Source organism: Pseudomonas sp. S37 (assembly GCF_016658545.1).
Lineage (GTDB): Bacteria > Pseudomonadota > Gammaproteobacteria > Pseudomonadales > Pseudomonadaceae > Aquipseudomonas.
Genome location: NZ_JACVZC010000143.1, coordinates 1 through 14,322 on the forward strand (window position 1 = coordinate 1; position 14,322 = coordinate 14,322).

Consider the following 14,322-nt stretch of genomic DNA (forward strand, 5'->3'; position numbering starts at 1 on the left):
TCGCCCGGAAGGCACCCCACCCACCCTCCCCAGCCAAACGAATGACAGATCATCCGCAAAGGAGACGTCCCATGATCCGCATTCGCCCCCTCTCGCTGTCCCTCGCGCTGGCACTGGCCATGCTGAGCGGCACCAGCTTCGCAGCCACCGAAAGCACCAACACCGACAGCCACCCGCAAACCGACCAGTCCGGGGGCAAGACCGCCGGTGACGGCAGCAGCGTCAACAGCCCCGGCAGTGGCAAAAGCAATGACAGCAGTGACACCGGCAGCAACAGTGGTACCACCGACGGTGCCGCGGGCGGTTCGAACAGTACCGGCGAAGCCACGGGCTCGGGTGCTGGCGCCAGCGGTGGCACCGCAGAGGATCAGGACAGCCGTTGATGCCGGCGTGAACTACACTGCGCCCCAATGCCCTGCCAAGGATTTGCCATGAACCTCAAACCCTGGCTGTTCGCAGCCCTGTTGCCGTGCACCGCCCTGGCCGCCGGCAGCAACCAGGGCGCGCTGTCGATCAGTTCGTCTTCTTTCACCGACGGCGGCACTATCGCCTTGCAGCAGGTTGGCCTGGACCCGGCCTGCGGCGCAGGCGAAGAGAGTACCCCGCAACTGAGCTGGAAAAACCTGCCCGAGGGCACCCGGTCGCTGGCCCTGATCATGTTCGATCCGGACGGTGGCAAAGGCATCGGCGTGGTGCACTGGCTCGCCTACAACATCGACCCCGGGCAGGATGGGCTCAAGGAAGGCATGGCCGGGCTGAGCGGGCAATATGTCACCGTCGGCCGCAACTCCCGCGGCACGCTCAGCTACCGCGGCCCTTGCCCACCCGCCGGTGACAACCCGCACCATTACGCACTGACCCTGATCGCCACCGACCTGCCGTTGGGTACCTTGCCCGAAGGTCTGGACCGCAACGGGCTGCTGGAACTGCTGCAGGGCCATGCACTGGGTGCGCAGAGCCTGGTCGGGCGTTATGGGCATTGAACCAACCAGTACAAAAACAAATGATCAACTCCATAGTATTTATCCATTGAATGGCCCGGGCGAAGTGAAGTAAGCTCGGGCTCATTCACTGGAGAGCAACATGCCAAAACACACCCGCAACCACGCCAACCACACCGGTCGCAGCCTGCGCCCAGTGCTGGCCGTTGCCGGCTGCGTGGCACCTGCCAGCTATTACTTTGGGTATTGGTTTAGCCACTAGGCGCCGATACCCACACGGCGCCCACCTTCGAGGGGCCGCCGAACATGAGAATACTCAAACCCCCGGTCGGCTCCCCGACCGGGGGTTTTGCTTTTCAGGCCTTTGAACAACACCGATTCACATTGAGGACAGATTCATGAACTACGCCACTTATTACTGCGCGAACACCTATGCCTGGCGATTTAGCCAATCCCGTTCGGGCCAGCCTGCCGCCTCCGATCGGTCCTGCACAGGTGGCAATGCAGCAGCCAATACGAATTCAACGATCTGTCGAACACCTCGATAGGGCCGACCGCGCGGGCCAGAACCCGCCGTCCGCCCAGGGAAAAACGCCATGCAAGCTTCCAGCCTCGCCCTGCCCCTGACCCAGCCGCAAGCGGCCAACACCACCGTCAGCAAGCGCCTGCCCAGCCCGCACCTGCTCAAGCAGCAAATGCCGCTGACCAGCGAACTGGCCCAGCAAGTCCAGGCCCACCGCCAGGCCATCCGCAATATCCTCGAAGGCCGTGATCAGCGCCTGCTGGTCATCGTTGGCCCGTGCTCGATCCACGACCCTCGCTCGGCCCTGGAATACGCCGACCGCCTGGCCGCCCTCAGCCGCGAAGTCGATGACAAGCTGCTGCTGGTAATGCGCGCCTACGTCGAAAAACCGCGTACCACCGTGGGCTGGAAAGGCCTGGCCTACGACCCGCATCTGGATGGCAGCGACGACATGCACTCGGGTATCGCCCTGTCCCGCGGGCTGATGCTGAGCATGATCGAGCGCGGCCTGCCAGTTGCCACCGAATTGCTGCAACCCATGGCCGCCGGCTACTTCGACGACCTGCTGGCCTGGGCTGCCATTGGCGCACGCACCACCGAGTCGCAGATCCACCGGGAAATGGTCAGCGGCCTGGAGCTGCCGGTCGGTTTCAAGAACGGCACCGACGGCGGCATTGCCATCGCCAGCGACGCCATGCGCAGCGCCGCTCACCCGCACCGCCACTTCGGCATGGATGCGCAGGGCCACCCGGCAATCATCGAGACCTTGGGCAACCCGGACACCCACCTGGTGCTGCGCGGCGGCCACAAGGGCCCGAACTACGATGCCGACAGCATCGCCATGGCCCGCCAGGCACTGGCCAAGGTCGGCTTGCAGGCACGGATCATGGTCGATTGCAGCCACGCCAACAGCGGCAAGGACCCGGCACGTCAGCCTGCGGTATTCAACGAAGTGCTGGAGCAGCGCCTGGCCGGCGACCGCTCACTGGTTGGCGTGATGATCGAGGGGCACCTGTTCGACGGTTGCCAGGCGTTGGGCAAGGGCGCACTGAAATACGGCGTGTCGATCACCGATGGCTGCCTGGGCTGGGCCTCGACCGAAACGCTGTTGCGCGAGGCGGCACAAAAACTCTGAGCCGATGGCTGCAAGCCTGGCGAGACATACCCCAGACAAGTGCGCTAGGCTTGCGTTTTTACCCCAAGGAGCAGTACCCATGGCCCGTGCAACCGCCCGCCACATCCTCGTTGCCAGCGAAGACAAGTGCAACGAACTGAAAGCCCAGATCGAAGCAGGCGCCGACTTCGCAGAAATCGCCAAAGCCAACTCCACCTGCCCGTCCAGCCGTCAAGGCGGTGACCTGGGCTCGTTCGGCCCAGGCCAGATGGTCAAGGAATTCGACACCGTGGTGTTCAGCGCCCCGGTCAACACCGTGCAAGGCCCGGTGAAAACCCAGTTCGGTTACCACCTGCTGGAAGTGACCAGCCGCCAGGACTAAGTAGCCAGTAGCTGCTCATGTCCCCTGTGGGAGCGGGTTCACCCGCGAATGCGTCCGTTCACGCAACGTCGTTGCCTGATCTGGTGCTTTCGCGGGTGACCCCGCTCCCACAGGCCCTGTGTTACCTTTTCCTGCTTTGTTTCTCCTTCAATAGCCAGGCAGCCCCCACCCACGCCCTCACTGTCTACGGCGAAGCCCCCCGCTACACCAGCAGTTTCCAGCACTTCGACTACGTAAACCCCAACGCCCCCAAAGGCGGCATCTTGCGCCGCTCGGCCATCGAGATCGGCCAGTTCGACCATATCCTGCCCTACATCGACAAAGGCATCGGCGTCAGCGAAGTCGATGGCCTGCTCTATGCGCCATTGGCGGTACGCTCATTCGACGAGCCCTACACTGTCTACGGCCTGATCGCCCGGCGCATGGAGCGTGGCCCGGACGACGCCTGGCTGCGCTTCGACATCGACCCGCGCGCCACTTTCGCCGATGGCAAGCCGGTACGCGCCGAGGACGTGCGCTTTACCTACCAACTGCTGATGAGCAAGGGCAGCCTCAAGTACCGCACCCAGTTCGCCGATGTTACCGGGGTAACCGTGGAAGGCCCGCACAGCGTGCGCTTCGACTTGAAACCCGGCCACGGCCGCACCTTGGCACTGGACCTGGCCAGCCTGCCGGTACTGCCTGAGCACGACTGGCAGCAGCGCGATTTCGCCAACGGCGCCGGCTTCGACAAGCCGGTCGGCAGCGGGCCTTACCGCATCGGCCGGATCGACAACGGCCGCAGCATCACCTTCGAACGCGACCCCAACTGGTGGGCGCGAGACCTGCCAGCCAGCCGTGGCCGCTACAATTTCGCCAAGCTGCGCATCGAGTACTTCGGCGATACCGAAGTGGCGCGCCAGGTGCTCAAGGGCGGTGGCTATGACTACAACCGCGAGTTTTCCGCCACCGCCTACACCCTGGGCTACAACGGTGAGCAACTGGACGACGGCCGCCTGCAACGCGCCCACCTGGGCCCGGCCAAGCCGCAAGTGGCCCAGGGGTTCGTGTTCAACCTCGACCAGCCACAGTTCAAGGACCGCCGCGTGCGCCAGGCGCTGGGCATGCTGTGGGACTACGAGTGGAGCAACCGGCAGATGATGCGCAACCTGTACATTCGCCAGCAAAGCCTGTTCTCCAACACCCCGTTGGCCGCCCGCAAGCTGCCGGATGCCGGTGAGCTGAAGCTGCTCGAACCGCTACGCGGCAAAGTACCGGACGAAGTCTTCACCACCGTGTTCACCGCCCCGGTCACCGATGGCTCGGGCATCATCCGCAAACAACAATTGCAGGCCCTGGCCCTGCTCGAACAAGCCGGCTGGCACCCAGAAGGTGACCGCCTGGTGAACAGCGAAGGCACACCACTGGCGTTCACCTTCCTCAATGGCCAGGCAGGCCTGGAGCGGCTGTTGCTGCCGTGGAAGCGCAACCTGGCGCAGATCGGCGTGACCCTGAATATCCGCAACGTCGATTCGGCCCAGTACGTCAACCGGCTGATGGCCCGCGATTACGACATGATCGTCACCGGTTACCCGGTGACCCTGTCGCCCGGTGCCGAACTGTACAACTACTTTGGCTCGGCAGCCGCCCATGACCCTGGTTCAAACAACCTGATGGTGCTGCAGGACCCGGCCGTGGACCGCCTGATCGACGGCCTGGTGCGCGCCAGCAGCGAAGCCGACATGCTGCACCACGCCCATGCCCTGGACCGGGTACTGCAATGGAACTACTACTGGATCCCCAACTACTACCCGCCGGGCAGCTCTACCGTATGGTGGAACCGCTTTGGCCTGCCCAAGGTCCAGGCGGCCTATGACGAAGGCCTGGACACCTGGTGGGAAGTCAGCCCGACTGCTCTGACCAATGAGCAAATGGCCGAACGCCGGAAGCACGCCCCATGACCAGCTACCTGCTGCGCCGTCTGCTGTTGATCATCCCAACCCTGTTGGCGATCCTGCTGGTCAACTTCGCCATCGTCCAGGCCGCGCCGGGCGGGCCGGTGGAACAGGCCGTGGCGCGCCTGCAGGGCATTGGTGGCGGCGCACCTGGCGCACGGGCCGAGGTCGTCCACGGTGAGTCGCGTGCCACCCGAGGCCTGGACCCGAAACTGATCGAAGAAATAAAACGCCAGTACGGTTTTGACAAAACCGCCCCGCAGCGGCTGTGGCTGATGCTCGGCCAGTACGCCCGGCTGGACTTCGGCAAAAGCTTTTTCCGCGGCGCCAAAGTTACTGACCTAATCCTCGACAAACTGCCGGTGACCCTGTCGCTGGGTTTCTGGGCAACCCTGATCACCTACCTGGTGTCGATCCCGCTGGGCATCCGCAAGGCCGTGCGCCACGGCAGCCGCTTCGATGCCTGGAGCAGCGCGCTGATCGTGATCGGCTACGCCTTGCCCTCGTTCCTGTTCGCCCTGCTGCTGATCGTGCTGTTCGCCGGCGGCACTTCGCTGAACTGGTTCCCGGTGCGCGGCCTGGTCTCGGACAACTTCGACGAGCTGAGCCTGCTGGGCAAGGTCGCCGACTACTTCTGGCACCTGGTACTGCCGGTCGGGGCCTTGGTCATCGGCGGCTTCGCCACCCTCACCTTGCTGACCAAGAGCGCCTTCCTCGACGAAATTTCCCGCCAGTACGTGGTCACCGCCCGGGCCAAGGGCCTCAGCGAGCGACGGGTGCTGTACGGCCATGTGCTGCGCAATGCCATGCTGCTGGTGGTGGCCGGGCTGCCGCAGGCGCTGATTACGGTGTTCTTTGCCGGCTCGTTACTGATCGAGGTGATCTTTTCGCTCGATGGCCTGGGCCGCATGAGCTACGAGGCCGCCGTATCGCGGGATTACCCGGTGGTATTCGGCACGCTGTTCATCTTTACCTTAGCGGGCCTGCTGATCCGCCTGATCGGTGACCTGTCGTACACCCTGCTCGACCCCCGCATCGACTTCGACACGAGGGCGCACTGATGCTGTCGCCGGTATCGCGTCGCCGCCTGCAACGTTTTCGTCGCAACCGCCTGGGCTGGGTCTCGCTGTGGCTGTTTGCCGGCCTGCTGTTGCTGAGCCTGGGCGCCGAGCTGGTAGCCAACGACAAGCCCTTGCTGCTGGGTTACAAGGGCGAGTTGTACGTGCCGGCGCTCAAACGCTACACCGAGCAGGAATTTGGCGGCCAGCTGCCGTTCCAGCCCGACTACCGCAGTGCTTATGTGCGCCACTTGATCGAGGACCAGGGCGGCTGGATGCTGTTCGCGCCCATCCCGTTCAGTGCTGATACCCCCAACTATGATCTGCAAGTACCTACCCCCAGCCCGCCAAGCGCGAGCAACTGGCTAGGCACCGACGACCAGGGCCGTGATGTGCTGGCCAGGGTCCTGTATGGCACGCGGGTATCGTTGCTGTTCGCGTTTGCCCTCACCGTGGTCAGTGTGTTCATCGGCGTCGTCGCGGGTGCCCTGCAGGGCTACCACGGCGGCTGGGTCGATTTGCTCGGCCAACGCTTGCTGGAGGTGTGGTCGGGGTTGCCGGTGTTGTACCTGTTGATCATCCTCAGCGGTTTTGTCGAGCCGGACTTCTGGTGGCTACTGGGGATCATGGCGCTGTTTTCCTGGCTGACCCTGGTCGACGTGGTGCGCGCCGAGTTCCTGCGTGGGCGCAACCTGGAGTATGTGAAAGCCGCCCGGGCGCTGGGCTTGCCGGACAGTCAGGTGATGCTGCGGCATATCTTGCCCAATGCCATGAATGCCACCCTGACCTATGTGCCGTTCATGCTGACCGGGGCGATTACCACGCTGACCGCACTGGATTTCCTGGGCTTCGGCATGCCGGCCGGCAGCGCCTCGCTGGGTGAGCTGGTGACCCAGGGCAAGCAGCATCTGGAGGCGCCGTGGCTGGGCTTTACTGCGTTTTTTGCGCTGGCGGTAATCTTGTCGTTGCTGGTATTTATCGGGGATGCCTTGCGGGAGGCGTTCGACCCCAGGGGTTAGGGTTCCAGGTCCGGCCATGCTTGCACTTCACTCAGGCTTACCTATTTACGATAAGCGGTACCTGAAATGTAACCCGGTGGTGATCTGCAACGGCCATTGCCCTGGTGATATTTCTGTTTTCGCTACTGCCCTCCGGACGCCTGATCGAATCCATCACTTCCAGCACATCCTGACTCAAGGACTCCAATGCTGAGTCGGGGCCAAACTGCAAGAATTTATCAATAAATAATTTTTGCTGTTCCAGCACGTTCGACTGAATTTTCGGGGGCACCTTTAGATTTTGCATGACATACGGGGCAATAAGCGCATCTCCCACCAGTTTGTCAAACTTCCTGTCGCGCCACGTTATCTTTGAAGCCTGCAGGAGGTCATCCGTCATACTACTTGCAAATCTGTTTACAGCTTGCTGAGCTTCACTTACTTGCTTTGTACGCTTGGCTCCGCTTCTCCGAAGCCCTTTTTTGACTTGTGCAAAGTAATTAGTAATTTTCTTAAAGCGAAAGTACTTTGCTGACCCTCTTTGATATGGCCATTTAGAGAAATTTAAAAGCGGTGATCGCCCGCTTGGATCCGCATGGCTTATTGGGTTACCTTGACAATATGCATAGGCATTAATCCCGCCAATATCAAATGGGCTGAGCATGTCCGGTGACTGGAATTTCATCAGCGCTGTATTGTAAACGCGGTGACCATTGCCTAATGGATAATTCCCGGTAATTTTGTCTATCCATTCTCCATTGTACAGCGAAAGGAATGATTTACCAGAAACAAGCTCAGAATATCCATAAGGCGTGTATGCATGAACACTTGCGTGTCGCCCCTGCCAATGACACATCACCGAATGTTTCGCTTCATTGGCCATGATTGCAACCCCTCCGTTACACGTCATTGCCAAACGCTCCGCGTTGACTTGCAACAACGAAACACACTTGTACTTTGCAACGAACGTAACGGGGATTTTTTCTAGGTAAAAGCGCCGACTGTCCATCTCGCTTGCTCTTCTATCACATTCATCTCACCATTTTATCGTCAGGACTCGAACATGCCACCTGACAATTTTGATAGGGTTGGTATTCGTGGTTATCGCCACGCTCTATAGCACCGGTATCGTTCAAGGAGCTTTGCATGACCCTCAACGGCAAGACTGCACTCGTCACCGGCTCTACCAGCGGTATCGGCCTGGGCATCGCCCAGGTGCTGGCCCGGGCTGGCGCCAACATTGTGCTCAACGGCTTTGGCGACCCGGCGGCAGCGCTGGCTGAAATTGCCCGGCACGGGGTAAAGGTGATTCACCACCCGGCCGACCTGTCGGATGTGGCCCAGATCGAGGCGATCTTTGCCTTGGCCGAGCGCGAGTTCGGTGGCGTCGACATTCTGGTCAACAACGCCGGTATCCAGCATGTAGCGCCGGTCGAGCAGTTCCCGGTCGAGAGCTGGGACAAGATCATCGCCCTCAACCTGTCGGCGGTGTTCCATGGCACACGTTTGGCGCTACCGGGCATGCGTGCGCGCAACTGGGGGCGGATCATCAACATCGCCTCGGTGCATGGCCTGGTCGGTTCTACCGGCAAGGCAGCTTATGTGGCGGCCAAGCATGGTGTGGTCGGCCTGACCAAGGTGGTTGGCCTGGAAACGGCTACCAGCCAGGTCACCTGCAATGCCATCTGCCCGGGCTGGGTGCTGACCCCGCTGGTACAGAAACAGATCCACGATCGTGCGGCCAATGGCGGCGATCCGCTGCAAGCGCAGCATGATCTGCTGGCAGAGAAACAACCCTCACTGGCCTTTGTTACCCCCGAGCACCTGGGTGAACTGGTACTATTCCTGTGTAGCGAGGCCGGTAGCCAGGTTCGTGGCGCCGCCTGGAATGTTGATGGTGGCTGGTTGGCCCAGTGACGGGCAGCCTGGGCCTGGTGGTGGTCTCGCATTCGTTTATCTGCAAGGAGGCCTTATGCGCCCTACCCCAATGACCGCGATTCTGGCCCTGACCCTGGCTGCCGCTGCGCAGGCATCAGCGGCCAGCCTGAAGGACGTCGCGCCCTACCCCGAGGCCGAAAAAGGCTTCACCCGCCAGGTCATCCACCTGCCGGCCCAGGCTGACGAATCGGCCTACCAGCTGGAAATCCTCGCCGGCAAGACCCTGCAGGTGGACTGCAACCGCCAACGCCTGGGCGGCAAACTCGAGGAACGTACCCTGGAAGGCTGGGGTTACAACTACTACCGGCTGGACAAGGTCAGCGGCCCGGCCAGCACCCTGATGGCCTGCCCGGACGGCAAGAAGACCAAGGCCTTCGTGCCGGTGGTGGGTGAAGGCTTCATGCTGCGTTACAACAGCAAGCTGCCTGTGGTGGTGTATGTGCCCAAGGATGTCGAGGTGCGCTACCGCGTGTGGTCGGCGTCGCAGGACGTGCAAAAGGCTAAAGTTGAGTAACGCGCTGCCCCCTGCTGCCTGAAGCCTGGCGCGGTCCCTGTAGGAGATCGCACAGCCCTTTGGGCGCGCTGTCGCGTAGAGAACTGACTCCGCAAGCGGTCTGCATACCCTGTGGGAGCGGCTTTAGCCGCGAAGAATCCAACGTGGTGCATGGCACCGGCTGCGCCGGTGTTCGCGGCTAAAGCCGCTCCCACAGTGTCCGTGCCAATACAATGAATCATGTGCAGTTCCATGAGCGCGCGCAATCGCCTTCAAGTAATGCATTCAGGCATAATGCGCCCCTTTTTGCCCACGAAGCACAGGTACGCCCCATGAAAGCCCAAGCCCGCCACATCCTGGTAAAAACCGCTGACGAAGCCGAAAAGCTCAAGCAGCGCATCGCCAATGGCGAGGCTTTCGACGTGCTGGCGAAAAAATTCTCCACCTGCCCTTCAGGCAAGCGCGGCGGTGATTTGGGCGAGGTCCGCCCCGGGCAGATGGTCGGTGCCATTGACCAGGTGATCTTCAAGAAGCCCCTGCGCGTGGTGCATGGCCCGATCAAGAGCAAGTTCGGTTACCACCTGGTGCAAACTTTCTATCGCGACTGATAGCCCCGGGCCACCTAGCATTTTTGCCAGTTGCCCCCTCAGCGCACAATACATACAACTCAGGCAGGGCCGAAGCCGCCGCACTGGCGTTGCTTCAGGTAGTGGTCCTTTCAATGGACACGGAGACCTGCCTATGCGTTGCCCCCGCCTGCTGCTGCCTGTTGCACTCCCCCTGCTGACCCTGCCTCTACTCTCCCACGGCCAATCCCTCACGGTTTCACCGGGTGACAACCTGGGTGCCCTCGTGCAAACGCCTGCTGCTGACGCGTTCACAATCAGCGGGGGCACGGTGCAGTCATTGCAACAAGGCGATGGTCAGGACACGTTCACCATGTCTGGCGGCACGGTGCAGTCATTACAACAAGGCGATGGTCAGGACACGTTCACCATGTCTGGCGGCACGCTAGGGTCATTGAACCAAGGCGGCGACATGGACACGTTCACAATGACCGGCGGTACCATCACGGGCGCCTTTGAAGATGGTGATACCGCGTGGTTCAAGGGCGGCAGTATTGGCCGGATAGACCTCAAGCTTGCCGATAACTTCCTTGAAATGTCCGAAGACCTTGGCGTGAAAACCACTGTAGTAGGGAATGTGGTCAGCGGCCTTGGTAATGACACAATCATCCTGACCGGCGGCACCATCGGTGGTGATATCAGCACCAGTAGCGGGGTGGACAAGATCACCATCAGCGGCGGTACGCTCAAAGGCGAGATACGGGCCGGTAACGATAACGACGTGTTTACCTGGACCGGGGGCCAGATCGGCAAACGGGTCGACATGGGCAATGGCGATGATACCGCCACTGTCAGTACGCTCGACTTGAGCAACTCAAGCGTTGCCCTCGACGGCGGTACCGGGACGGACACGCTGACATTCGAGCAGGCCAAGCTGGGCAAGGGCGCACTGTATGTCAACTGGGAGTCCATCAACCTGAACAAGGGCAGCCAGCTCACCCTTGACGACACCTTGACATTGGGCGACCTGGGCACCGATCAACCACGAGCAATCGCCGCCACGGGCACGGGCACCCTGAACATCGATGCAACCAGCACACTGATCAGCCGCCAAGGCAGTATTGTCAGCATCCAGGAAGGCCAAAAGGCGTCGGTGATAAACGCCGGCACCATCGACCTGAGCCGGGGCAACGATGCCAAAGGCCGCCTGAGCATCCAGGGCGATTACACCGGCAACAACGGCACCCTGCGCCTGAACAGCGTGCTGGCCGGTGATGGCGCCGCATCCGACCGGCTGGTAGTCAGCCGCGGTGCCATTGGCGGTTCCACGCAACTGCTCATCAACAACCTCAATGGCGCCGGTGCCGCGACCGCGCAGAATGGTATCCAGGTCGTCGAGGCGCGTGATGGCGCGACCAGCACGAACACAGCCTTCGTCCAGACCCAGACGCTCTCGGCCGGCGCCTACGACTACCGGCTGTTCAAAGGTGGCGTGACTGCAGGCAGTGAAAACAGCTGGTACCTGCGTTCGACCTTGGTTGCAGCACCCGCGCCCGCCCCGACGCCAGAACCGACAGAACCAGAAGTGCCGACCGAGCCAACACAGCCAACCGAACCGGGTGAACCTGTTGTGACGGCCCCGGCCGTTACCCCACCGGTCGCCGCCCCTGCACCCGGCCAAGTCGACCTGCCGGCACCGGTGCAAGGCGAAAGCCTGCCGCTGTATCGTCCAGAGGTCCCGGTATATGCCGCAGCGCCACGGGGCGCCGCGATCATCGCCCGCCAGGCACTGGGTACGTTCCATCAGCGCCAGGGTGACCAGCAGTTGCTACAGGGCGAAGGTGGCCTGCCTGCAAGTTGGGGCGAGGCTTATGGTGGTGCATTGCGCCAGCAATGGAGCGGCACGGTCAGCCCAAGCCTGGATGGTGACCTGTATGGCTTCAAGGTCGGCCAGGACCTGTACGCCAAGGTTGGCGACAACGGTTATCGCCAGCATGTCGGCTTCTACGTCAGCCATAGCCGCCTGGACGCCGACGTCAAAGGCTTCGCCCTGGCCGTGCAGGACCGCAGCGTTGGTGACCTGAAACTCGATGGCGACAGCGTTGGTACCTACTGGACGCTGGTCGGCCCCCAGGGCGCCTATGTGGATGCCGTATTGCAGTACACCAGCCTCGATGGCCGGGCGCGCTCCGACCGTGGCGACAAGCTGAACATCGACGGCCACGCCTGGACCGCTTCGCTGGAGTCCGGTTACCCGATCGCCCTGTCCGAGCGCTGGACCCTGGAGCCACAAGCCCAGCTGATCGCGCAGAAAGTGTCGCTGGACAGCGCCAGCGACAGCGTCTCGCGCGTCAGCCATGACGCACAGGTCGAACTGACCGGCCGCTTGGGGGTACGCCTGGAAGGTGCATTCAAAGGCAGCAGCGGCCGCCTGTTGCAGCCCTATGCGCAGGTCAACCTGTGGCACGGCGACGGTGGCCGCGACACCTTGACCTTCGACGACGTCGACAAGATCAAGACCGACTACCGCTACACCTCGGTACAACTGGAAAGCGGGGTGGTGGCCCAGGTTAACGAAGCGCTGAGCCTGCATGGCGGCGTGCAGTACACCGCCAACCTGGACAGCCGCCAGCAGGAAGCCAGCGGCGTGAACCTGGGCGTGCGCTGGCAGTTCTAGCGGCGCGCAGCCAGCAGACCGAGGCCGGCGCAGCCCAGCAGGGAGGCGCTGACCCGGTTGAACAGGCGCCGCGGGCCGGGCTGGCTGAACCAGCGCTGCATGTAGGCGCCCAGGCCCGAATAGATGGCAATGGCCGCCCATTCCAGCAGCAGGAACATCACGCCCAGCCAGAGAAACTGCTCGCTCACCGGCGTAGCGCTGCCAACCGAGACGAACTGCGGCAGGAAGGCGGTAAAGATCAGGATGGCCTTGGGGTTGCCGGCTGCCACCCAGAACTCCTGGCGTGCCAGGCGCCAGGTGCCGCGCGGGTGGTCGCTGGCCACCACGGCCTCGCCTACCGGAGCACGCCACAGTTGCCAGGCGATGTAGAACAAGTACGCGGCGCCCACCACTTTGATCGCGAGGAACAGGTATTCGCTGGTGTGCAGGACCACGGCCAGGCCCATGGCGGCCAGGGCGATCATGCCGCTGAAGGCCAGGATGCGCCCGCCGCCGGCCACACAGGCTGTACGCAGGCCATAGCGGCTGGCGTTGTGCAGCGACAGCAGGTTGTTTGGCCCCGGTGCCATGTTCAGGGCGAAGCAGGCGGGGATGAAGAGCAGCAGGCTGGAAAGGTCCATTATTGTTTTCCTCGGGTATCAGGCGTCTATTTCGGCGCGTGCAGGGCCTTGCGGTCAAGTTACAGCCAGCGATAAAAACTGTACGGGTGCGCGGCAGCTGTTACGCTGCCGACGATACCGAGGACCCCGTGATGCTCAGTACCCACGCCGAACTATGGCGCGACCCGGCCTTGCCGCATGTCGAAAGCCGCCGCGCCTGCCATAGCCGCGCCTGCTACAAGGCGCACAGCCACCCGACGTTTTCCATCGGTGCGGTGGATGCCGGTGTCAGCCTTTTCAGCGGTGCTGCCGATGGGCAGGCGCGGCTGACACCCGGCACGCTGGTAATGATTCCGGCCCATCGCCTGCATGCCTGCAACCCCGCGCCAGGGCAAAGCTGGAGCTACCAGATGCTGCATGTGGATGCCGACTGGCTGACGCACGTGCGCCAGGAGTCGGGACTTGGGGGTGCGGGGGCTGGCGAGCCTGCGCGTATCTGCCGGGAGCCGCAGGTGTATGCGCAATTCTGCGAGCTGAACCGCATGTTGTTCTCCAGCGCCAGTACCGGTGAGAAAGAGGCAGCGCTGATCGCCTTTCTCGGCGACCTGGACTTTTGCGCGCAGCCACCGCTGGCGCCAGCACCGGCTTTGCCGGCAACGGCCTTGAGCGGGCTGGTCGCGCAGATCGAAAGCCAGGACCCGGCGCAGTTGAACCTGGAGGTACTGGCGCGCGAAGCCGGGCTTGGGCGCTATCAGTTGATCCGGGCGTTTCGCGCCGCTACCGGGTTTACTCCGCATGCCTACCTGCTGAACGCACGAGTCAACCGTGGGCGGCAATTGTTGGGTGAAGGGCAGGCGCTGGCAGAGGTGGCATACCGGCTCGGGTTTGCCGACCAGAGCCATTTCCAGCGGGTGTTCAAGGCCCATGTTGGGGTGACGCCGGGGCAGTATCGGGGCGATTGAAACTTTGCGCGGTCCCTTGTAGGAGCGGCCTTGCGTCGCGATGGGCTGCGAAGCAGCCCCAAATTCTCAGCTTCGCAGCGGAGATTGTCGGGGGGGGGGGGGGGGCCCACCCCCCCCCCCCCCCCCCCCACCCCCAA

At 62.4% G+C, this 14,322-nt stretch carries 14 protein-coding genes; 12 read left to right on the forward strand and 2 right to left on the reverse strand.

Annotated features, from left to right (window positions below):
* Positions 1-71: 71 nt before the first annotated feature.
* The 7 genes from IAE39_RS26515 (at position 72) to IAE39_RS26545 (ending at position 6,971) form a co-directional block, all read left to right on the forward strand.
* Entirely contained in the window at positions 72-383 is a 312-nt protein-coding gene (locus IAE39_RS26515; RefSeq protein ID WP_201207458.1) for a hypothetical protein, read from the forward strand.
* Between the two features lie 48 nt (positions 384-431).
* Positions 432-983, forward strand: a complete 552-nt coding sequence (locus tag IAE39_RS26520; protein ID WP_201207459.1) for a YbhB/YbcL family Raf kinase inhibitor-like protein — start codon at positions 432-434, stop codon at positions 981-983.
* A gap of 554 nt (positions 984-1,537) precedes the next feature.
* Positions 1,538-2,599, forward strand: a complete 1,062-nt coding sequence (locus IAE39_RS26525; protein WP_201207460.1) for a 3-deoxy-7-phosphoheptulonate synthase — start codon at positions 1,538-1,540, stop codon at positions 2,597-2,599.
* Between the two features lie 79 nt (positions 2,600-2,678).
* Positions 2,679-2,960, forward strand: coding sequence for a peptidylprolyl isomerase (locus IAE39_RS26530; protein WP_009686645.1), 282 nt, complete (start codon positions 2,679-2,681; stop codon positions 2,958-2,960).
* 11 nt (positions 2,961-2,971) lie between these two features.
* Positions 2,972-4,900, forward strand: a complete 1,929-nt coding sequence (locus tag IAE39_RS26535; RefSeq protein ID WP_201207469.1) for an extracellular solute-binding protein — start codon at positions 2,972-2,974, stop codon at positions 4,898-4,900.
* Positions 4,897-5,955: a microcin C ABC transporter permease YejB gene (locus IAE39_RS26540; RefSeq protein ID WP_201207461.1), complete on the forward strand. Its 1,059-nt coding sequence runs from the start codon at positions 4,897-4,899 to the stop codon at positions 5,953-5,955. Before IAE39_RS26535 ends, IAE39_RS26540 begins: the two co-directional genes overlap by 4 nt.
* Positions 5,955-6,971: an ABC transporter permease gene (locus tag IAE39_RS26545; RefSeq protein ID WP_201207462.1), complete on the forward strand. Its 1,017-nt coding sequence runs from the start codon at positions 5,955-5,957 to the stop codon at positions 6,969-6,971. Before IAE39_RS26540 ends, IAE39_RS26545 begins: the two co-directional genes overlap by 1 nt.
* A gap of 37 nt (positions 6,972-7,008) precedes the next feature.
* On the opposite strand, the gene IAE39_RS26550 is transcribed toward IAE39_RS26545, so the two are convergent.
* Positions 7,009-7,833 (reverse strand): RHS repeat-associated core domain-containing protein, encoded by an 825-nt coding sequence (locus IAE39_RS26550; RefSeq protein WP_201207463.1) that lies wholly within the window; start codon positions 7,831-7,833, stop codon positions 7,009-7,011.
* 263 nt (positions 7,834-8,096) lie between these two features.
* Between IAE39_RS26550 and hbdH the strand changes: the two genes are divergently transcribed.
* From hbdH to IAE39_RS26570, 4 genes are all read left to right on the forward strand, one after another.
* Entirely contained in the window at positions 8,097-8,867 is a 771-nt protein-coding gene (gene hbdH / locus IAE39_RS26555) for a 3-hydroxybutyrate dehydrogenase (protein ID WP_201207464.1), read from the forward strand.
* Between the two features lie 55 nt (positions 8,868-8,922).
* A complete protein-coding gene (eco, locus tag IAE39_RS26560; RefSeq protein WP_201207465.1) occupies positions 8,923-9,402 on the forward strand; it encodes a serine protease inhibitor ecotin in 480 nt (159 codons plus the stop codon).
* 311 nt (positions 9,403-9,713) lie between these two features.
* Complete coding sequence (locus IAE39_RS26565; protein WP_009686637.1) at positions 9,714-9,989, forward strand: peptidylprolyl isomerase; 276 nt, start codon at positions 9,714-9,716, stop codon at positions 9,987-9,989.
* A gap of 133 nt (positions 9,990-10,122) precedes the next feature.
* Complete coding sequence (locus tag IAE39_RS26570; RefSeq protein ID WP_201207466.1) at positions 10,123-12,624, forward strand: autotransporter family protein; 2,502 nt, start codon at positions 10,123-10,125, stop codon at positions 12,622-12,624.
* Here the strand turns inward: IAE39_RS26570 and IAE39_RS26575 are convergent.
* Positions 12,621-13,244 (reverse strand): LysE family translocator, encoded by a 624-nt coding sequence (locus tag IAE39_RS26575; RefSeq protein WP_201207467.1) that lies wholly within the window; start codon positions 13,242-13,244, stop codon positions 12,621-12,623. The two genes, IAE39_RS26570 and IAE39_RS26575, sit on opposite strands and share 4 nt — an antisense overlap.
* Positions 13,245-13,375: 131 nt before the next feature.
* On the opposite strand from IAE39_RS26575, the gene IAE39_RS26580 reads away from it, so the two are divergent.
* A complete protein-coding gene (locus IAE39_RS26580; protein WP_201207468.1) occupies positions 13,376-14,185 on the forward strand; it encodes a helix-turn-helix transcriptional regulator in 810 nt (269 codons plus the stop codon).
* Positions 14,186-14,322: the final 137 nt, after the last annotated feature.

Coding starts and splice junctions, on each gene's coding strand:
- IAE39_RS26515 (WP_201207458.1), top strand. CDS start 72: ATGATCCGCATTCGCCCCCTCTCGCTGTCCCTCGCGCTGGCACTGGCC.
- IAE39_RS26520 (WP_201207459.1), top strand. CDS start 432: ATGAACCTCAAACCCTGGCTGTTCGCAGCCCTGTTGCCGTGCACCGCC.
- IAE39_RS26525 (WP_201207460.1), top strand. CDS start 1,538: ATGCAAGCTTCCAGCCTCGCCCTGCCCCTGACCCAGCCGCAAGCGGCC.
- IAE39_RS26530 (WP_009686645.1), top strand. CDS start 2,679: ATGGCCCGTGCAACCGCCCGCCACATCCTCGTTGCCAGCGAAGACAAG.
- IAE39_RS26540 (WP_201207461.1), top strand. CDS start 4,897: ATGACCAGCTACCTGCTGCGCCGTCTGCTGTTGATCATCCCAACCCTG.
- IAE39_RS26545 (WP_201207462.1), top strand. CDS start 5,955: ATGCTGTCGCCGGTATCGCGTCGCCGCCTGCAACGTTTTCGTCGCAAC.
- IAE39_RS26550 (WP_201207463.1), bottom strand. CDS start 7,833: ATGGCCAATGAAGCGAAACATTCGGTGATGTGTCATTGGCAGGGGCGA.
- hbdH (WP_201207464.1), top strand. CDS start 8,097: ATGACCCTCAACGGCAAGACTGCACTCGTCACCGGCTCTACCAGCGGT.
- eco (WP_201207465.1), top strand. CDS start 8,923: ATGCGCCCTACCCCAATGACCGCGATTCTGGCCCTGACCCTGGCTGCC.
- IAE39_RS26565 (WP_009686637.1), top strand. CDS start 9,714: ATGAAAGCCCAAGCCCGCCACATCCTGGTAAAAACCGCTGACGAAGCC.
- IAE39_RS26570 (WP_201207466.1), top strand. CDS start 10,123: ATGCGTTGCCCCCGCCTGCTGCTGCCTGTTGCACTCCCCCTGCTGACC.
- IAE39_RS26575 (WP_201207467.1), bottom strand. CDS start 13,244: ATGGACCTTTCCAGCCTGCTGCTCTTCATCCCCGCCTGCTTCGCCCTG.
- IAE39_RS26580 (WP_201207468.1), top strand. CDS start 13,376: ATGCTCAGTACCCACGCCGAACTATGGCGCGACCCGGCCTTGCCGCAT.